Source organism: Streptomyces sp. NPDC101227, assembly GCF_044767545.1.
In the GTDB taxonomy this organism is placed as follows: Bacteria; Actinomycetota; Actinomycetes; order Streptomycetales; family Streptomycetaceae; genus Streptomyces.
This window is the reverse complement of sequence record NZ_JBIWOD010000011.1, coordinates 33,649-52,454: the sequence shown is the minus strand read 5'-3', so window position 1 is coordinate 52,454 and position 18,806 is coordinate 33,649. Positions and strand designations below refer to the sequence as shown.

Annotated in this window: 15 protein-coding genes; 14 read left to right on the top strand and 1 reads right to left on the bottom strand. The window is 71.7% G+C overall.

Annotated features, from left to right (window positions below; genetic code table 11):
• The 12 genes from ACIRPT_RS24945 to ACIRPT_RS24890 all read left to right on the top strand — a co-directional run bounded on the left by ACIRPT_RS24945 (nt 1) and on the right by ACIRPT_RS24890 (nt 15,181).
• The gene (locus ACIRPT_RS24945; RefSeq protein ID WP_403830713.1) at nt 1-1,287 is read left to right on the top strand and encodes a dihydroorotase; all 1,287 of its coding nucleotides are present in this window, start codon (nt 1-3) and stop codon (nt 1,285-1,287) included.
• Nucleotides 1,284-1,871 carry a hypothetical protein gene (locus ACIRPT_RS24940; RefSeq protein WP_403830710.1) on the top strand — a complete coding sequence of 196 codons (588 nt, stop codon included), beginning with the start codon at nt 1,284-1,286 and terminating at the stop codon, nt 1,869-1,871. The genes ACIRPT_RS24945 and ACIRPT_RS24940 overlap by 4 nt, the downstream gene beginning before the upstream one ends.
• A complete protein-coding gene (gene carA / locus ACIRPT_RS24935; RefSeq protein WP_403830707.1) occupies nt 1,868-3,010 on the top strand; it encodes a glutamine-hydrolyzing carbamoyl-phosphate synthase small subunit in 1,143 nt (380 codons plus the stop codon). Before ACIRPT_RS24940 ends, carA begins: the two co-directional genes overlap by 4 nt.
• Nucleotides 3,003-6,314, top strand: a complete 3,312-nt coding sequence (carB, locus tag ACIRPT_RS24930; RefSeq protein WP_403830705.1) for a carbamoyl-phosphate synthase large subunit — start codon at nt 3,003-3,005, stop codon at nt 6,312-6,314. The genes carA and carB overlap by 8 nt, the downstream gene beginning before the upstream one ends.
• 108 nt (nt 6,315-6,422) lie before the next feature.
• Entirely contained in the window at nt 6,423-7,532 is a 1,110-nt protein-coding gene (locus tag ACIRPT_RS24925; RefSeq protein WP_403830702.1) for a quinone-dependent dihydroorotate dehydrogenase, read from the top strand.
• Nucleotides 7,529-8,368, top strand: a complete 840-nt coding sequence (pyrF, locus tag ACIRPT_RS24920; RefSeq protein WP_403830700.1) for an orotidine-5'-phosphate decarboxylase — start codon at nt 7,529-7,531, stop codon at nt 8,366-8,368. Before ACIRPT_RS24925 ends, pyrF begins: the two co-directional genes overlap by 4 nt.
• Before the next feature lie 216 nt (nt 8,369-8,584).
• Nucleotides 8,585-8,908 (top strand): integration host factor, encoded by a 324-nt coding sequence (locus ACIRPT_RS24915; RefSeq protein ID WP_006607450.1) that lies wholly within the window; start codon nt 8,585-8,587, stop codon nt 8,906-8,908.
• 38 nt (nt 8,909-8,946) lie between these two features.
• On the top strand, nt 8,947-9,567 hold the full coding sequence (gene gmk / locus ACIRPT_RS24910) for a guanylate kinase (protein WP_403504819.1): 621 nt from the start codon (nt 8,947-8,949) through the stop codon (nt 9,565-9,567).
• Nucleotides 9,568-9,656: 89 nt separating this feature from the next.
• A complete protein-coding gene (gene rpoZ, locus ACIRPT_RS24905; protein ID WP_005319902.1) occupies nt 9,657-9,929 on the top strand; it encodes a DNA-directed RNA polymerase subunit omega in 273 nt (90 codons plus the stop codon).
• Between the two features lie 101 nt (nt 9,930-10,030).
• Nucleotides 10,031-11,305: a bifunctional phosphopantothenoylcysteine decarboxylase/phosphopantothenate--cysteine ligase CoaBC gene (gene coaBC / locus ACIRPT_RS24900; protein WP_403830696.1), complete on the top strand. Its 1,275-nt coding sequence runs from the start codon at nt 10,031-10,033 to the stop codon at nt 11,303-11,305.
• A gap of 237 nt (nt 11,306-11,542) precedes the next feature.
• On the top strand, nt 11,543-12,751 hold the full coding sequence (gene metK, locus ACIRPT_RS24895; RefSeq protein WP_403830694.1) for a methionine adenosyltransferase: 1,209 nt from the start codon (nt 11,543-11,545) through the stop codon (nt 12,749-12,751).
• Nucleotides 12,752-13,039: 288 nt separating this feature from the next.
• On the top strand, nt 13,040-15,181 hold the full coding sequence (locus tag ACIRPT_RS24890) for a primosomal protein N' (RefSeq protein WP_403830691.1): 2,142 nt from the start codon (nt 13,040-13,042) through the stop codon (nt 15,179-15,181).
• Between the two features lie 124 nt (nt 15,182-15,305).
• On the opposite strand, the gene ACIRPT_RS24885 is transcribed toward ACIRPT_RS24890, so the two are convergent.
• Nucleotides 15,306-15,845: a hypothetical protein gene (locus ACIRPT_RS24885; protein WP_403504831.1), complete on the bottom strand. Its 540-nt coding sequence runs from the start codon at nt 15,843-15,845 to the stop codon at nt 15,306-15,308.
• Between the two features lie 276 nt (nt 15,846-16,121).
• On the opposite strand from ACIRPT_RS24885, the gene fmt reads away from it, so the two are divergent.
• Both fmt and ACIRPT_RS24875 read left to right on the top strand, forming a co-directional pair.
• The gene (gene fmt / locus ACIRPT_RS24880) at nt 16,122-17,054 is read left to right on the top strand and encodes a methionyl-tRNA formyltransferase (protein ID WP_403830688.1); all 933 of its coding nucleotides are present in this window, start codon (nt 16,122-16,124) and stop codon (nt 17,052-17,054) included.
• Nucleotides 17,055-17,138: 84 nt separating this feature from the next.
• The gene (locus tag ACIRPT_RS24875) at nt 17,139-18,578 is read left to right on the top strand and encodes an RsmB/NOP family class I SAM-dependent RNA methyltransferase (RefSeq protein ID WP_403830686.1); all 1,440 of its coding nucleotides are present in this window, start codon (nt 17,139-17,141) and stop codon (nt 18,576-18,578) included.
• The last annotated feature ends 228 nt before the right edge of the window (nt 18,579-18,806 follow it).

The following is an 18,806-nucleotide window of genomic DNA, read 5'->3' as shown; positions in this document are numbered from 1 at the left end:
ATGAGCAAGATTCTGATTCGCGGTGCGAAGGTGCTCGGCGGGGAGCCGCAGGACGTCCTGATCGACGGGGAGCTCATCGCGGCCGTCGGCACCGGGCTCCCGGCGGACGGCGCCCAGGTCATCGAGGCCGAGGGCAAGGTCCTTCTGCCGGGCCTGGTCGACCTGCACACCCATCTGCGCGAGCCCGGCCGCGAGGACTCCGAGACCGTCCTCACCGGCACCCGGGCCGCGGCCTCCGGCGGCTACACCGCGGTGTTCGCCATGGCCAACACCTTCCCCGTCGCCGACACCGCCGGCGTCGTCGAGCAGGTCTACCGGCTCGGCCAGGAGTCCGGCTACTGCGATGTGCAGCCCATCGGCGCCGTCACCGTCGGCCTGGAGGGCAGGAAGCTCGCCGAACTCGGCGCCATGCACGAGTCCGCGGCCGGGGTCACGGTCTTCTCCGACGACGGCAAGTGCGTCGACGACGCCGTCATCATGCGGCGCGCCCTGGAGTACGTGAAGGCCTTCGGCGGCGTCGTCGCGCAGCACGCCCAGGAGCCGCGGCTGACCGAGGGCGCCCAGATGAACGAGGGCATCGTCTCGGCGGAGCTGGGCCTCGGGGGATGGCCCGCGGTGGCCGAAGAATCGATCATTGCCCGGGATGTCCTGCTCGCCGAGCACGTCGGCTCCCGCGTGCACATCTGCCATCTGTCGACCGCCGGATCCGTCGAGATCGTGCGCTGGGCCAAGTCCCGCGGCATCGATGTGACGGCCGAGGTCACCCCGCACCACCTGCTCCTCACCGACGAGATGGTGCGCACCTACAACCCCGTCTACAAGGTCAACCCGCCGCTGCGCACCGAGCGCGACGTCATGGCGCTGCGCGAGGCCCTCGCCGACGGCACCATCGACATCGTCGCCACCGACCACGCCCCGCACCCGCACGAGGACAAGGACTGCGAGTGGGCCGCGGCCGCCATGGGCATGGTGGGCCTGGAGACCGCGCTGTCGGTCGTCCAGCAGACGATGGTCGAGACCGGCATGCTGACCTGGGCGGACGTCGCGGACCGGATGTCCGTCACGCCCGCGCGGATCGGGCAGGCCACCGGCCACGGCCGCCCCGTCTCGGCAGGCGAGCCCGCCAACCTCACGCTGCTCGATTCCGCTTACCGTGGAGAGGTGGACCCCGCGGGCTTCGCCTCCCGCAGCCGCAACACCCCCTACGAGGGCCGTGAGCTGCCGGGACGCGTCACCCACACCTTCCTGCGGGGCCGCGCAACGGTCGTCGACGGGAAGCTGGCGTGACTCCTCCACTCATCCATCTGGCCGAAGCGCAGAAGTCCGCGCCGGTCACCGACTGGGCCGCCCGGATCGGCTGGGTCGTCGGCCTGCTGCTCTTCGTGCTCTTCCTCTACTGGCTGATGCGCGAGGGCTGGAAGTGGCGCGGCACGCTCCAGGGCGATCTGCCCGAGCTGCCGTCCGCTCCCGACGAGCCCGGCGAGACGCGCCTGCACCTCAGCGGCCGCTACCACGGCTCCACCACGGCCGGGCAGTGGCTCGACCGGATCGTCGCGCGGGGCCTGGGCACCCGCAGCCGCGCCGAGCTGACCCTGACCGACCGGGGTCTGGACGTCGTGCGGCCGGGCGCGCAGGACTTCTTCGTGCCCGTCGCCGCCCTGCGCGGCGCCCGCCTCGACAAGGGCATCGCGGGCAAGGTCCTCACCGAGGGCGGCCTGCTGATCGTCACCTGGGAGCACGGGGACAAGGAGATCGACTCCGGGTTCCGCTCCGACCGGGCCGACGAGCACGCGGCCTGGGTCGAGGCCCTCACCACACTCAGTTCCACCACCAGCACCACCGAGCACACCGAAACGGAAGGCGCACGATGACGACCTCCACCAGGGGGACTGCCAAGATCCCCGCCGTACTCGTCCTGGAGGACGGCCGCACCTTCCGCGGCCGCGCCTACGGGGCCGTGGGGGAGACCTTCGGCGAAGCGGTGTTCTCCACCGGCATGACCGGCTACCAGGAGACGCTGACCGACCCCTCGTACCACCGCCAGGTCGTCGTCATGACCGCCCCGCACATCGGCAACACCGGTGTGAACGACGAGGACCCCGAGTCGCAGCGGATCTGGGTCTCCGGCTATGTCGTCCGCGACCCCGCCCGCATCCCGTCCAACTGGCGCTCGGTGCGCTCCCTGGACGACGAGCTGGTCGCGCAGGGCGTCGTCGGCATCAGCGGCGTCGACACCCGGGCGCTGACCCGGCATCTGCGCGAGGCCGGCGCCATGCGCGTCGGCATCTTCTCCGGCGACGCGCTGCCCGACGCGGGCACCATGCTGGCCAAGGTGCGCCAGGCCCCCGAGATGCAGGGCGCGGACCTGTCCACGCAGGTCGCCACCAAGGAGTCCTACGTCGTCCCGGCCATCGGCACGAAGAAGTTCACCGTCGCCGCGATCGACCTGGGCATCAAGGGCATGACCCCGCACCGGATGGCCGAGCGCGGGATCGAGGTGCACGTCCTGCCCGCCACCGCGACCGTCGAGGACGTCTACGCGGTCAACCCCGACGGCGTGTTCTTCTCCAACGGACCGGGCGACCCGGCCACCGCCGACCACCCCGTCTCCGTCATGCAGGGCGTGCTCGAGCGCAGGACGCCGCTGTTCGGCATCTGCTTCGGCAACCAGATCCTGGGCCGCGCCCTGGGCTTCGGCACCTACAAGCTCAAGTACGGCCACCGCGGCATCAACCAGCCGGTGCAGGACCGTACGACCGGCAAGGTCGAGGTCACCGCGCACAACCACGGCTTCGCCGTCGACGCCCCGCTCGACAAGGTCTCCGACACCCCCTACGGCCGCGCCGAGGTCTCCCACGTCTGCCTGAACGACAACGTGGTGGAGGGGCTCCAGCTCCTCGACCGGCCGGCCTTCAGCGTCCAGTACCACCCCGAAGCGGCCGCCGGCCCGCACGACGCCGCGTACCTCTTCGACCGCTTCGTTTCCCTGATGGAGGGCCAGCGTGCCTAAGCGCACCGATATCCAGTCCGTCCTGGTCATCGGCTCCGGCCCGATCGTCATCGGCCAGGCCGCCGAGTTCGACTACTCCGGCACCCAGGCCTGCCGGGTCCTCAAGTCCGAGGGCCTGCGCGTCATCCTGGTGAACTCCAACCCGGCGACGATCATGACCGACCCGGAGATCGCCGACGCGACGTATGTCGAGCCGATCACCCCGGAGTTCGTCGAGAAGATCATCGCCAAGGAGCGCCCCGACGCGCTCCTGCCCACCCTCGGTGGCCAGACGGCCCTGAACACCGCGATCTCGCTGCACGAGTCCGGTGCCCTGGACAAGTACGGCGTCGAGCTCATCGGCGCCAACGTCGAGGCGATCAACAAGGGTGAGGACCGCGACCTGTTCAAGGGCGTCGTCGAGGAGGTCAACCGCAAGATCGGCCACGGCGAGTCCGCCCGCTCGGTCATCTGCCACTCCATGGACGACGTCCTCAACGGCGTCGACGAGCTCGGCGGCTACCCCGTCGTCGTCCGCCCCTCCTTCACCATGGGCGGCGCCGGCTCCGGCTTCGCGCACGACGAGGAGGAGCTGCGCCGCATCGCGGGACAGGGCCTGACGCTCTCCCCGACCACCGAGGTGCTCCTGGAGGAGTCCATCCTCGGCTGGAAGGAGTACGAGCTGGAGCTGATGCGCGACCGGAACGACAACGTCGTGGTCGTCTGCTCCATCGAGAACTTCGACCCGATGGGCGTGCACACCGGCGACTCGATCACCGTCGCGCCGGCGATGACGCTCACCGACCGTGAGTACCAGATCCTGCGGGACGTCGGCATCGCGATCATCCGCGAGGTCGGCGTCGACACCGGCGGCTGCAACATCCAGTTCGCGGTCAACCCGGAGGACGGCCGGGTCATCGTCATCGAGATGAACCCCCGCGTCTCGCGCTCCTCGGCCCTGGCCTCCAAGGCCACCGGCTTCCCGATCGCGAAGATCGCCGCCCGGCTCGCCGTCGGCTACACCCTCGACGAGATCCCCAACGACATCACCGAGAAGACCCCGGCCTCCTTCGAGCCGACCCTCGACTATGTCGTCGTCAAGGTGCCGCGCTTCGCCTTCGAGAAGTTCCCCGTCGCCGACGCCACGCTCACCACGACCATGAAGTCGGTCGGCGAGGCGATGGCCATCGGCCGTAACTTCCCCGAGGCCCTGAACAAGGCGCTGCGCTCGCTGGAGAAGAAGGGCAGCCAGTTCGACTTCGTCGCCGAGCCGGGTGACAAGGCCGCGCTGCTGGAGAAGGCCAAGGTCCCGACCGACGGCCGGATCAACACGGTCATGGCGGCGATCCGGGCCGGTGCCACGCCCCAGGAGGTCTTCGACGCCACGAAGATCGACCCCTGGTTCGTCGACCAGCTCTTCCTGATCAAGGAGATCGCCGACGAGATCGCGGCCGCCGAGAAGCTCCACCCGGAGATCCTTGCGGACGCAAAGCGCTGCGGCTTCTCCGACGCCCAGATCGCGGCCATCCGCGGCCTGCGCGAGGACGTCGTCCGCGAGGTACGGCACGCCCTCGGCGTCCGCCCGGTCTACAAGACCGTCGACACCTGCGCCGCCGAGTTCGCCGCGAAGACCCCGTACTTCTACTCGTCCTACGACGAGGAGACCGAGGTCGCCCCGCGCGAGAAGCCGGCCGTCATCATCCTCGGCTCCGGCCCCAACCGCATCGGTCAGGGCATCGAGTTCGACTACTCCTGCGTCCACGCCTCCTTCGCGCTCAGTGACGCGGGCTACGAGACCGTGATGGTCAACTGCAACCCCGAGACCGTCTCGACGGACTACGACACCTCCGACCGCCTGTACTTCGAGCCGCTGACGCTCGAGGACGTGCTGGAGGTCGTGCACGCCGAGCAGCAGGCGGGCCCGGTCGCCGGCGTCATCGTCCAGCTCGGCGGCCAGACCCCGCTGGGCCTGGCGCAGGCGCTCAAGGACAACGGCGTGCCGATCGTCGGCACCTCGCCCGAGGCCATCGACCTCGCCGAGGAGCGCGGCGCCTTCGGCCGCGTCCTGACCGAGGCCGGACTGCCCGCCCCCAAGTACGGCACCGCGTTCTCCTTCGACGAGGCCAAGGAGATCGCCGCCGAGATCGGCTTCCCGGTCATGGTCCGCCCGTCGTACGTGCTCGGCGGCCGCGGCATGGAGATCGTCTACGACGAGCCGTCGCTGGGCGAGTACCTCACCCGCCATGCCGGCCTGATCTCCGAGCACCCGGTCCTCATCGACCGGTTCCTCGACGACGCCATCGAGATCGACGTGGACGCGCTCTACGACGGCCACGAGCTCTACCTCGGCGGCGTCATGGAGCACATCGAGGAGGCCGGTATCCACTCCGGCGACTCGGCCTGCGCGCTGCCCCCGATCACCCTCGGCGGCTTCGACATCAAGCGGCTGCGCGCCTCGACGGAGGCCATCGCCAAGGGCGTCGGCGTCCGCGGGCTGATCAACATCCAGTTCGCGATGGCGGGCGACATCCTCTACGTCCTGGAGGCCAACCCCCGCGCCTCCCGTACGGTGCCCTTCACCTCGAAGGCCACCGCGGTGCCGCTGGCCAAGGCCGCCGCCCGGATCTCGCTCGGCGCCACCGTCGCCGAACTCCGCGCCGAGGGCATGCTCCCCAAGACCGGCGACGGCGGCACCCTGCCGCTGGACGCGCCGATCTCCGTCAAGGAAGCCGTCATGCCCTGGTCGCGGTTCCGGGACATCCACGGCCGCGGCGTGGACACCGTGCTCGGCCCGGAGATGCGCTCCACCGGCGAGGTCATGGGCATCGACTCGGTCTTCGGCACCGCCTACGCCAAGTCGCAGACCGGCGCCTACGGGGCGCTGCCCACCAAGGGCCGCGCGTTCGTCTCCGTCGCCAACCGCGACAAGCGCTCGATGATCTTCCCGGCCCGCGAGCTGGTCGCGCACGGCTTCGAGCTGCTGGCCACCTCCGGCACCGCCGAGGTCCTGCGCCGTAACGGCATCAACGCCACCGTGGTGCGCAAGCAGTCCGAGGGCGAGGGCCCCAACGGCGAGAAGACCATCGTTCAGCTGATCCACGACGGCCAGGTCGACCTGATCGTCAACACGCCGTACGGCACCGGCGGCCGCCTCGACGGCTACGACATCCGTACCGCGTCCGTCGCCCGCGGCATCCCCTGCCTGACCACGGTCCAGGCGCTGGCCGCCGCCGTACAGGGCATCGAGGCGATGTCCCGCGGTGACGTCGGCGTGCGTTCCCTCCAGGAACACGCACAGCAGCTCACCGCGGCCCGCGAGGAGTAGGGACCGGGAGAGGGGGACACCGAAAGGTGTCCCCCTCTTCGCGACCCCCCGGCACCGCTCCAGCGACCTCCTCAGCGATCTCTTCAGCGCGGAAGGCCCCACCCGACGATGTACCGCCTCTTCTTCAACCTGATCTTCAAGCGTATGGATCCCGAGCAGGCCCACCACCTGGCCTTCCGCTGGATCCAGCTGGCCGTGCGCATCCCCGTGCTGCGCACCTTCATCGCCGCCGCCCTCGCGCCCCCCTACAAGGAGCTGCGCACCGAGGCGCTCGGCCGCCGGATGCACGGCCCCTTCGGCCTGGCCGCCGGCTTCGACAAGAACGCCGTCGCCATCGACGGCATGACCATGCTCGGCTTCGGCCATGTCGAGATCGGCACCGTCACCGCCCAGGCCCAGCCCGGCAACCCCAAGAAGCGCCTGTTCCGCCTCGTCCCGGACCGCGCGCTGATCAACCGCATGGGCTTCAACAACGACGGCTCGGCATCCGTGGCGGCCCGCCTGGCCGCCCGTAACCCGGTCTTCCCGACCACCGTCGGCGTCAACATCGGCAAGACCAAGGTCGTCCCGGAAGAGGAGGCGGTGGGCGACTACGTCACCTCCACCGAGCGCCTCGCCGTCCACGCCGACTACCTGGTCGTCAACGTCTCCTCCCCGAACACCCCGGGGCTGCGCAACCTCCAGGCCGTCGAGCACCTGCGCCCGCTGCTGAGCGCGGTGCGCGAGGCCGCCGACCGTACGGTCACCGACCGCCGCGTTCCGCTGCTGGTCAAGATCGCCCCGGACCTGGCCGACGCGGACATCGACGCGGTCGCCGACCTCGCCCTGGAGCTGGGCCTGGACGGCATCATCGCCACCAACACCACCATCGCCCGCGACGGCCTCGGCCTGACCTCCGACCCGAAGCTGACCGCCGAGACCGGCGGCCTCTCCGGCGCCCCCGTCAAGGAGCGCTCCCTGGAGGTCCTGCGCCGCCTGTACGCGCGCGTCGGCGACCGGATCACCCTCATCGGGGTCGGCGGCATCACCACCGCCGAGGACGCCTGGCAGCGCATCCTCGCCGGCGCCACCCTCGTCCAGGGCTACAGCGCCTTCATCTACGAGGGCCCGTTCTGGTGCCGCGCCCTCCACAAGGGCCTCGCCGCCCGCCTGCGCAACAGCCCCTACGCCACCCTCGCCGACGCGGTCGGCGCCGAACACAAGAAGGTGACCGCATGACTACTCCGGAGCCCTTCGGCGCCCGCCTGCGCCGCGCCATGGACGAGCGCGGCCCGCTCTGCGTCGGCATCGACCCGCACGCCTCGCTGCTGGCCGACTGGGGCCTGAACGACGACGTCGCGGGCCTGGCCCGCTTCACCCGTACCGTCGTCGAGGCGCTCGGCGAGCAGGTCGCGGTCTTCAAGCCGCAGTCCGCGTTCTTCGAGCGCTTCGGCTCGCGCGGCATCGCCGTCCTGGAGACCGCCGTCGCGGAGGCCCGCGAGCGCGGCGCCCTGGTGCTGATGGACGCCAAGCGCGGCGACATCGGTTCGACGATGGGCGCGTACGCCGACACCTACCTCGATCCGCGCAGCCCGCTGTTCTCCGATGCCGTCACCGTCAGCCCGTATCTGGGCTTCGGCTCGCTGCGCCCGGCGCTGGACGCCGCCGTGCTGAACGGCTGCGGCCTCTTCGTCCTCGCCCTCACCTCCAACCCGGAGGGCGCCGAGGTCCAGCGCGCGGTGCGCGAGGACGGCCGCACGCTCGCCGCCACCATGCTCGGCCACCTCGCGGCCGAGAACGCGGGCGCGGAGCCGCTGGGTTCCTTCGGCGCGGTCGTCGGCGCCACCCTCGGCGATCTCTCCTCCTTCGACCTGGCGGTCAACGGCCCGCTGCTCGCTCCCGGCATCGGCGCCCAGGGCGCCACCCCCGCCGACCTCCCGACGGTCTTCGGGGACGCCGTACGCAATGTGGTCCCCAGCGTCAGCCGGGGCGTCCTCCGGCACGGTCCGGACACCGCCGCTCTGCGCGCCGCGGCGGTCCGGTTCGCCGAGGAAGTGCGAACCGCGGTCTCTTAAGAGCATCTCGGCAGGTGATTTGGTCCCGAATTGTCCTAGTCAGCAGAGTCTGACCAGGACTTTTCGTCTGTTCTCGCTGACTCTGGCGCCATCGGCCGCTAGTCTCCGTCGAGAGCACTGCACGTAAGCGCGTTGCTCGTTGCTCCGCAGGTGCGGGGCGACTAGGTTCCACACCGGTCCGATATCCGACAGTTCGACATCCGAGGTGACGTAGGCGTGGCTCTTCCGCCCCTTACCCCTGAACAGCGCGCAGCCGCGCTCGAGAAGGCCGCCGCGGCTCGCCGGGAGCGCGCCGAGGTCAAGAATCGGCTCAAGCACTCCGGTGCATCCCTCCATGAGGTCATCAAGCAGGGACAGGAGAACGATGTCATCGGAAAGATGAAGGTCTCCGCCCTGCTCGAGTCCCTGCCCGGCGTGGGCAAGGTCCGCGCCAAGCAGATCATGGAGCGGCTCGGGATCTCCGAGAGCCGCCGCGTACGGGGTCTTGGCTCCAACCAGATCGCGTCGCTGGAGCGCGAGTTCGGCAGCACTGCTTCCTGAGTTTTCCGGCATTGCCCGGAAGCTGGAATAATCGCTGCATGAGTTCTGCAGTCTCCCGGGGGGAGACCCCCGTACCCCCGGTCAGACAACCGCGGCTGACCGTGCTCTCCGGCCCCTCGGGGGTCGGTAAGAGCACGGTCGTCGCGCATCTGCGCAAGGTCCATCCCGAGGTCTGGCTCTCGGTTTCGGCCACTACCCGCAAGCCGCGCCCCGGGGAGCGGCACGGAGTCCAGTACTTCTTCGTCGAGGACGAGGAATTCGACAAGCTCATCGCCAACGGTGAGCTGCTGGAGTGGGCCGAATTCGCCGGTCACCGCTACGGCACGCCGCGTCGGGCGGTCATGGACCGTCTCGAGGCCGGGGAACCGGTCCTGCTGGAGATCGATCTCCAGGGCGCCCGGCAGGTCCGCGAATCCATGGAGGAGGCCCTGCTGGTCTTCCTGGCCCCGCCGAGCTGGGACGAGCTGGTCCGCCGGCTCACCGGCCGGGGCACGGAGGCGCCCGAGGTCATCGAGCGCCGGCTGGCGGCCGCCAGGGTCGAACTGGCCGCCGAGAAGGAATTCGACATGACCCTTGTCAACACCTCCGTCGAGGCCGTCAGCCGTGAGCTGCTAGCCTTGATGCTGGATCGACCTGGGGACCGGAACGTCAGCGGCTGAGTCCGCGGAGGTTTCCGGCGGATCCCCGGTCGTCACATCTTTGCGTTTTTATGCTTCACCCCGGCTTCATCCCCTTCGGAAGGCAGAGAGTGTCCTCTTCCATCACCGCACCCGAGGGCATCATCAACCCGCCAATTGATGAGCTTCTCGAGGCCACCGACTCGAAGTACAGCCTTGTGATCTACGCCGCCAAGCGCGCGCGCCAGATCAACGCGTACTACTCGCAGCTCGGCGAGGGCCTGCTTGAGTACGTCGGTCCGCTCGTCGACACCCACGTCCACGAGAAGCCCCTGTCGATCGCGCTGCGCGAGATCAACGCGGGCCTGCTGACCTCCGAGGCCATCGAGGGCCCGGCCCAGTAAGCGGCACCACACCTCTACCGAGGGCCCGGCGGGGCAACCGCCGGGCCCTTGGTGTGTCATAGGGGCATACGGAACCGGTTGTCTCGGGGAGCGGCGGAGCAATGGACGCACAGGAGCGGGGTCAGGAGCGGGTACGGCCCAGGGTCGTCCTCGGTGTCAGCGGCGGGATCGCCGCGTACAAGGCCTGTGAGCTGCTGCGGCGGCTCACCGAGTCCGGGCACGACGTACGGGTGGTGCCGACGGCCGCGTCGCTGCACTTCATCGGGGAGGCCACCTGGTCGGCGCTGTCCGGTAACCCGGCCACCACCGAGGTCTGGGAATCGGTCCACGAGGTCCCGCACGTGCGCATCGGGCAGGCCGCCGACCTCGTCGTGGTCGCCCCCGCCACCGCCGACCTGCTGGCCAAGGCCGCCCACGGCCTCGCCGACGACCTGCTGACGAACACCCTCCTCACCGCCCGCTGTCCGGTGATCTTCGCCCCCGCGATGCACACCGAGATGTGGGAGAACCCCGCCACCCAGGAGAACGTCGCCACGCTGCGCCGCCGCGGCGTGATCGTCATCGAACCCGCGGTGGGCCGGCTGACCGGCGTCGATACCGGCAAGGGCCGCTTCCCCGACCCCGCGGAGATCTTCGACCTCTGCCGTCACGTGCTGCGGCGAAACGGCGCGGCCCACGGCGCGGCGGCCCTTCCGCAGGACCTCGCGGGCCGGCACGTCGTGGTGACCGCCGGCGGCACCCGCGAACCACTGGACCCGGTCCGCTATCTGGGCAACCGCTCCTCCGGCAAGCAGGGCTACGCCCTCGCCCGCACCGCGGCGGCCCGTGGCGCCCGGGTCACCCTCGTCGCGGGCAACACCGAGCTGCCCGACCCGGCCGGTGTGGATGTCCTCTCCATCGGTACGGCCCGCCAGCTCCGCGAGGCCGTACTGAAAGCCGCCAGGGACGCCGACGCGGTGGTCATGGCCGCCGCCGTCGCCGATTTCCGGCCGGCCGTCTACACCACCGGCAAGATCAAGAAGATCGACGGCGCGGAGCCCGAACCCGTCACGCTGGTACGAAATCCGGACATCCTCGCCGAGATTTCCGCGGAGCGGGCCCGCCCGGGGCAGGTGGTCGTGGGCTTCGCCGCCGAGACCGACGACGTGCTCGCCAACGGCCGCGCCAAGCTCGCCCGCAAGGGCTGTGACCTGCTGGTCGTCAATGAGGTCGGCGAGCACAAGGCCTTCGGCTCGGCCGAGAACGAGGCGGTGATCCTCGCCACGGACGGCACCGAGACCCCCGTGCCGTACGGCCCCAAGGAAGCCCTGGCCGAAACCATCTGGGACCTTGTCGCCCTCCGTCTCACGGGCCCCGCTCCCGAGTCGCCCGTGTAGCCTCGATTGGCCCCACCAGTCCGGAAAAGACCGGCGTGCCCCCTTGACCCAGCCGCTCGCTGAGGTGATCGTCCTACGGTGGACCGTGGTGTCCCAGGTCACGAGGGGTCCATAAATCGAGACTGCGTGCCCGAACGTCACATACGACCGATAAACTGGCCGTGGATCGGGCCGAGCGCAGCTCTCGGCCCTTCCGCCAATGATCAGCCAGCAGCCGCTGCAACCCCAGGGAGCGATGTGTCCCGCCGCCTGTTCACCTCGGAGTCCGTCACCGAGGGCCACCCCGACAAGATCGCTGACCAGATCAGCGACACCATCCTCGACGCGCTCCTCAAGGAGGACCCGGCCTCCCGGGTCGCCGTCGAGACGCTGATCACCACCGGCCTGGTCCACGTGGCCGGCGAGGTGACGACCAAGGCGTACGCCGACATCCCCAACCTTGTCCGCAGCAAGATCCTGGACATCGGCTACGACTCTTCCAAGAAGGGCTTCGACGGCGCTTCCTGTGGTGTCTCGGTGTCCATCGGCGCACAGTCCCCGGACATCGCCCAGGGTGTCGACACGGCGTACGAGAACCGCGTCGAGGGCGATGACGACGAGCTGGACAAGCAGGGCGCCGGCGACCAGGGCCTGATGTTCGGCTACGCGTGCGACGAGACCCCGGAGCTGATGCCGCTCCCGATCAACCTCGCGCACCGCCTCTCCAAGCGCCTGTCCGAGGTCCGGAAGAACGGCACCATCCCCTACCTGCGCCCCGACGGCAAGACCCAGGTCACCATCGAGTACGACGGCCACAAGGCCGTCCGCCTCGACACCGTCGTGGTCTCCTCCCAGCACGCCTCGGACATCGACCTCGACTCCCTCCTCGCACCCGACATCCGCGAGTTCGTCGTCGAGCACGTCCTGGCCGAGCTCATCGAGGACGGCATCAAGCTGGACACCGAGGGCTACCGCCTGCTGGTCAACCCGACCGGCCGCTTCGAGATCGGCGGCCCGATGGGCGACGCCGGCCTCACCGGCCGCAAGATCATCATCGACACCTACGGCGGCATGGCCCGCCACGGCGGCGGTGCCTTCTCCGGCAAGGACCCGTCCAAGGTCGACCGCTCGGCCGCGTACGCCATGCGCTGGGTCGCCAAGAACGTCGTCGCCGCGGGCCTGGCCCAGCGCTGCGAGGTCCAGGTCGCCTACGCCATCGGCAAGGCCGAGCCCGTCGGTCTCTTCGTCGAGACCTTCGGCACCGAGTCCGTCGACCCCGAGAAGATCGAGAAGGCCATCGGCGAGGTCTTCGACCTGCGCCCGGCCGCGATCATCCGCGACCTCGACCTGCTCCGCCCGATCTACTCCCAGACCGCCGCCTACGGCCACTTCGGCCGTGAGCTGGAGGACTTCACCTGGGAGCGCACGGACCGGGTGGACGCGCTGCGCGAGGCAGCGGGGCTGTAAGCCGTTCCTTTGCTGTGGCCTGTGGCCCCGGACCGCCAGGCGGTCCGGGGCCACAGGCTTTTTCACGCCGGGGAACGGTCGGTCTGGTGCGCTCCCTGTCACCCCGTCGCCCCGTCGCCGCTTGACGGTCTCGACGGTCTCGGCGTTCCCCGTCACATGGCCGGCTGATGGTGGCGGCGCGTCGGATGATCATGGCCCACCTGGCGGCGCGGACGCGGAGCCGTAGGGGCCTGGGCCGGGGCGGCTCGCGGCCGCCCGCTGTCAGTGGCGTCTGCTAAGACTGGTGCTGTGAGCAGTGAGAACGGGCGGGATCCGGGGGAGCGGGGCGAGCAGCTGGCGCTGATCCGGGAGACCGTGCGCAAGGCGAAGGCGCCACGGGCCAAGCCGCGGACGTGGCGGGGCGCGGCGCTGGCCGGGGAGCTTCCGGTGGCTCGGGTGCTGGTCGACAAGGGGCCGGTGCATCTGGACAAGCTGTGGGACTACGCTGTGCCCGCGGCGATGGACGACGAGGCGCAGCCCGGGGTGCGGGTGCGGGTGCGGTTCGGGGCGGGCACCGGCAAGGTGCGGGACGGCCGGCGCGAGGGCGGGGGGCTGCTCGACGGGTACATCGTCGAGCGGATCGCCGAGTCCGAGTATCGCGGGCCGCTGGCCGCCCTCACCCAGGTCGTCTCGCCGGAGCCGGTGCTCAGCCCGGCGCTGCTGGCGCTGTGCCGGGCGGTGGCCGACCGCTACGCCGGCTCGCTCGCCGATGTGCTGCAGCTGGCCATTCCGCCCCGCAACGCCCGCGCCGAGGCGGAGCGGTTCCCGGCGCCGCCGCCACCGCCCGCGGTGCCCTCGCTGGCCAGCTGGGGCCGGTATGCGGACGGGCCCGCGTTCCTGGACGCCCTGGTGCGCGGGGGCTCGCCGCGCGCGGTGTGGTCGGCGCTGCCGGGGCCGCACTGGCCCTGGGAGCTGGCCGCCACGATGGCGGCGACCCTGGCGTCCGGGCGGGGTGCCCTGGTCGTGATGCCGGACGGGCGGTCGGCGGCCCGGGTGGACGCGGCGCTGACCGAGCTGGTGGGCCGGGGCATGCACACGGTGCTGGTGGCGGATTCGGGGCCCGAGGAGCGCTACCGCCGCTGGCTGTCGATACGCCGGGGCGCGGTGCGGGCCGTCGTGGGCACCCGCGCCGCCATGTACGCGCCGGTGGCGGATCTGGGCCTCGTCGCCATCTGGGACGACGGGAATTCCAGCCACAGCGACACCAACGCACCGTATCCGCACGCCCGGGACGTCCTGCTGCTGCGGGCCGTGCAGGAAAAGGCGGCGTGTCTGGTCGGTGATCTGGGGCGCTCGGTCGAGGCCACCCAGCTGGTCGAGAACGGCTGGGCGCGGGCCTTGGAGGCCGGGCGCGAACAGGTGCGCACGGCCGCGCCGTTGATCCGTACGGTCGATGATGTCGAGGCGGCCCGCGATGAGGCCGCGCGCGCCGCCCGGCTGCCGTCGCTCGCCTGGCAGACGGCCCGCGCGGGGCTGACGCGGGGGCCGGTGCTGGTACAGGTGCCGCGCCGGGGGTACGTACCGAGGCTGGCCTGCGTCCGGTGCCGCGAGCCCGCGCGGTGCCGGCACTGCGCCGGGCCGTTGGAGGCCCACAGCAACGACAGCGCGCTGGGCTGCGCTTGGTGCGGACGGGAGGCGCCGGACTGGTCCTGCGCGGAGTGCGGGGGCAACCGGCTGCGGGCCCAGATCGTCGGCGCGCGGCGCACGGCCGAGGAGCTCGGGCGGGCGTTCCCTGAGGTGCCCGTGCGTACCTCCGGCCGTGACCACATCCTCGACACCGTGCCCGACCGGCCCGCTCTCGTGGTCTCCACGCCGGGCGCGGAACCACTCGCCGAGGGCGGCGGTTACGCCGCGGCCCTGCTCCTGGACGGCTGGGCGCTGCTGGGACGGCCGGATCTGCGGGCGGGGGAGGAGGCGCTGCGGCGCTGGCTGGGGGCGGCGGCGCTGGTGCGCGGGCAGGCGGAGGGCGGCACGGTCGCGGTGATCGCGGAGCCGACGCTGCGGCCGGTGCAGGCGCTGGTGCGGTGGGATCCGGTCGGGCATGCGGTGCGGGAGCTGTCCGAGCGGGCCGAGCTGGGTTTTCCTCCGGTGTCCCGGATGGCAGCGGTGGCCGGACGGCCGGAGGATGTCGCGGAGTTGCTCGGTGCCGCCGAACTCCCGCCGGGAGCCGAGGTGCTGGGGCCCGTACCGCTGCCGGTGCAGGATCCGGGGCGGCCCCGTCGGCCGGGCGATCCCCCGCCGGGGGAGGCGTGGGAGCGGGCGCTCGTACGGGTCCGGCCGGGGCAGGGGGCGGCGCTCGCGGCGGCGCTCAAGGCGGCGCGTGCGGCGCGGCTGGTCAAGCGGGAAGGGGAGCCGGTGCGGGTACGGATCGATCCGCCCGATCTCGGGTGAGCGGTCCCGCGTACGGCGCCGCCCCGGACCGGTGGCCGTCGGGCGGTCCCGGGGCGTTGGCGTGCGTCGTCGGGCGCGACCGGCGGAGGCGGTGCGCCGAGGGGCGGTGTGCCCCGGAGCGCCGTCAGCCGTTGCGGGGGCCGGGGAAGGCGCCCGGCCGGGCGCCCTCGTCCCTGCTGGCGGCGGTCGGCTGCGCGGGCAGGGAACGGGCGGTGGGGACGGCGGGCGTCCCGGGCAGGCCCGCGGCCACGCCGACCGGGCGGGAGGGGGACGCCTCCGACGGGCGCTCCGCGCCGTCGGCCGGGGGCTGGGCGGCCGCCCGGCGGGCGCCGTAACGGCGGTGCACCGCCTGCTTGGTGACGCCGAGCGCCGAGCCCACCGCGTCCCAGGAGAAGCCCAGCGAACGGTCGAAGTCGACCGCCGCCGTGACGAGCGTTTCGATGCTGTCGCGCAGCTCCTGGGCGAGGCGCACCGTGGGTGCCGGCGCGCGCCCGTAGACGACGAAGCCCGCGGAGGGGCCCGTGCGGCGCGGCCGGTAGACGTTGCCGAGCTGAGCGGTCAGGGTGCGCAGCGCGTCCACCTGCCGGCGGACCCGCTCGATGTCCCGCACCAGGAGATGCAGGCTGGCGCGTGCCTGGGCGTCGTGGGTTGCGTGGTCGGCCATGAGCGAGCCTCTCGAACCGGCGTGAAAGAGGAAGGATGAAAGCGATCGGGCCGCCAAAGCGGCCCGTCAAAGGTCAATGCTGTTTGACCAACGCGACAGGAGCGGCTCTGGTCACGGTATGGGGGCGTACGAGCTTCCATGAGAGGCGCGGAAGCCTTCGCACGCCCCCCGGCCAAGCGCACCACGGTCCCGCGCCGGAGTCCGCCCCCACGATGCGCGTCGAGCCCCATAGACTGATGCGTCGATCCGCAGCGCGAGAGAGGTAGTGCGCCACCCATGAGGCTCGTCTTCGCCGGCACCCCCGAGGTTGCCGTGCCCGCCCTCGATGCCCTGATCGCCTCGGACCGGCATGAGGTGGTGGCCGTCGTGACCCGGCCCGACGCGCCGTCAGGCCGCGGCCGCAGGATGGTCGCGAGCCCCGTCGCGGAGCGCGCGGAGGAGGCGGGTATCGAGGTCCTCAAGCCCGTCAAGCCGCGCGACGAGGACTTTCTGGCCCGGCTGCGGGAGATCGCGCCGGACTGCTGCCCGGTGGTCGCCTACGGCGCGCTGCTGCCGAAGATCGCGCTCGACGTCCCCGCCAGGGGGTGGGTCAATCTGCATTTCTCGCTGCTGCCCGCCTGGCGTGGCGCGGCGCCCGTACAGCACGCCGTCCTTGCGGGTGACGAGGTCACCGGCGCCGCCACCTTCCAGATCGAGCAGGGCCTGGACTCCGGCCCCGTCTTCGGCGTGCTGACCGAGGAGATCCGGCCCACCGACACCAGCGGTGATCTGCTCACCCGGCTGGCGTTCGCGGGCGCCGGGCTCCTCACCGCGACCATGGACGGCATCGAGGACGGCACCCTGCACGCCGTCCCGCAGCCCGCCGAGGGCATCACGCTCGCGCCGAAGATCGAGGTGGAGGACGCCAAGGTGGACTGGGCGGCGCCCGCGCTGCGCGTCGACCGCCTCGTGCGGGCCTGCGCGCCCGCTCCCGGCGCCTGGACGGTCTTCCGCGACGAACGCCTCAAGGTGATGTCGGCCGCCCTGGTGACGGACCGCGCGGAACTGGAGCCCGGCGAACTGGCCGTCACCAAGAAGGCGGTGTACGTCGGCACCGGCAGCCACGCCGTCGAACTCATCTGGGTCCAGCCCCAGGGCAAGAAGCCGATGAAGGCCGCCGACTGGGCCCGCGGCGTACGCATCGAGACCGGGGAGCGGCTCGCGGGCTAGCCCGCGACGTCCCCGCGGCGGGGGCCGGCGCAGCCCGCGTAGGCTGGTGCCGGTCCCCTCTCTCGTATCCGGAGCACCTTTTCTGTGAGCCAGCAGCCGCCTCGCCGTCATGGCACCCGTAAGCCCTATCGCCGTCCGCAGAAGGACCCGGTCCGGATCCTCGCGTTCGAGGCCTTGCGGGCCGTCGACGAGCGGGACGCGTACGCGAATCTCGTGCTGCCGCCGCTGCTGCGCAAGGCACGCGAGGGCGGGAACTTCGACAGCCGGGACGCGGCGCTGGCGACCGAGCTGGTGTACGGGACGCTGCGCCGGCAGGGCACCTACGACGCGATCATCGCGCAGTGCGTGGACCGGCCGCTGCGGGAGGTCGACCCGCCGGTGCTGGACGTGCTGACGCTCGGCGCGCACCAGCTGCTCGGCACCCGGATCCCGACGCACGCCGCGGTCAGCGCGAGCGTGGAGCTGGCCCGGGTGGTGCTGGGCGACGGGCGGGCCAAGTTCGTCAATGCGGTGCTGCGCAAGGTCGCCGCCCATGACCTGGACGGCTGGCTGGAGCGGGTCGCGCCGGACTACGACGAGGACCCCGAGGACCACCTCGGCGTGGTGCACGCCCACCCGCGTTGGATCGTCTCCGCCCTGTGGGACGCCCTCGGCGGTGGCCGGGCGGGCATCGAGGACCTGCTGGAGGCGGACAACGAGCGGCCCGAGGTGACGCTGGTGGCGCGGCCGGGCCGGGCCACCGCCGACGAACTGGTGGCCGCCGTCGGCGAGGACAGCGCGCTGCCGGGCCGCTGGTCCCCGTACGCCGTGCGGCTGGCGGAGGGCGGCGAGCCGGGTGCGCTGGACGCCGTACGCGAGAACCGGGCCGGCGTCCAGGACGAGGGCAGCCAGCTGGTCGCGATCGCGCTGGCCAACGCGCCGCTCGAGGGCCCCGACCGGGCCTGGCTGGACGGCTGCGCGGGCCCCGGCGGCAAGGCGGCGCTGCTGGGCGCGCTGGCGGCGCAGCGCGGTGCCGCCCTGCTGGCGTCGGAGAAGCAGCCGCACCGCGCCCGCCTGGTGGCGCGGGCCCTCGAAGGCAACCCCGGCCCGTACACCGTCATCGCCGCCGACGGCACCCGCCCCGCGTGGCGCCCCGGAGCCTTCGACCGCGTGCTGGTGGACGTCCCCTGCACCGGCCTGGGCGCCCTGCGCCGCCGCCCCGAGGCCCGCTGGCGCCGCCGCCCCGAGGACCTGGACGGCTTCGCCCCGCTCCAGCGCGACCTGCTCCGCCGGGCCGTCGCGGCCGTACGGATCGGCGGCGTCGTCGGCTATGCGACCTGCTCACCCCATCTCGCCGAGACGCGCGCCGTGGTGGACGACGTCATCAAGGGCCGCGGTGGCCCTGCGGTGGACGTGGAGTTCATCGACGCCCGCCCGCTGATGCCGGGGATCCCGGCGCTGGGGGAGGGGCCGGACGTCCAGCTCTGGCCGCATCTGCACGGGACGGATGCGATGTATCTGGCGTTGTTGCGGCGGGTGGGCTGAGGGAACGCAGGCGTAGGGTCTCAGATTTCGTGGCCAAATCTCACGAGCGATGGCCAAGCGCTGGCATATCTGACACGAATCTGGGACTGGCAGGTTGTCCTGTCGCATTGAAGCTGTCGGATTGTCACTCGTCCTCGTTCGTGCCGGCAGATTCTCCACCCGAGTTCCGTGAAAGCCACGTCGTTTGAGAACACCGAAGGTCAGTGTTCTCAAACGACACGGCAAGCT

Bases quoted from the DNA above. Each gene is read 5' to 3' on its own strand.
- coaBC (WP_403830696.1), top strand. From the start codon at position 10,031: ATGGACGCACAGGAGCGGGGTCAGGAGCGGGTACGGCCCAGGGTCGTC.
- carA (WP_403830707.1), top strand. From the start codon at position 1,868: ATGACGACCTCCACCAGGGGGACTGCCAAGATCCCCGCCGTACTCGTC.
- fmt (WP_403830688.1), top strand. From the start codon at position 16,122: ATGAGGCTCGTCTTCGCCGGCACCCCCGAGGTTGCCGTGCCCGCCCTC.
- ACIRPT_RS24945 (WP_403830713.1), top strand. From the start codon at position 1: ATGAGCAAGATTCTGATTCGCGGTGCGAAGGTGCTCGGCGGGGAGCCG.
- pyrF (WP_403830700.1), top strand. From the start codon at position 7,529: ATGACTACTCCGGAGCCCTTCGGCGCCCGCCTGCGCCGCGCCATGGAC.
- ACIRPT_RS24925 (WP_403830702.1), top strand. From the start codon at position 6,423: ATGTACCGCCTCTTCTTCAACCTGATCTTCAAGCGTATGGATCCCGAG.
- gmk (WP_403504819.1), top strand. From the start codon at position 8,947: ATGAGTTCTGCAGTCTCCCGGGGGGAGACCCCCGTACCCCCGGTCAGA.
- ACIRPT_RS24885 (WP_403504831.1), bottom strand. From the start codon at position 15,845: ATGGCCGACCACGCAACCCACGACGCCCAGGCACGCGCCAGCCTGCAT.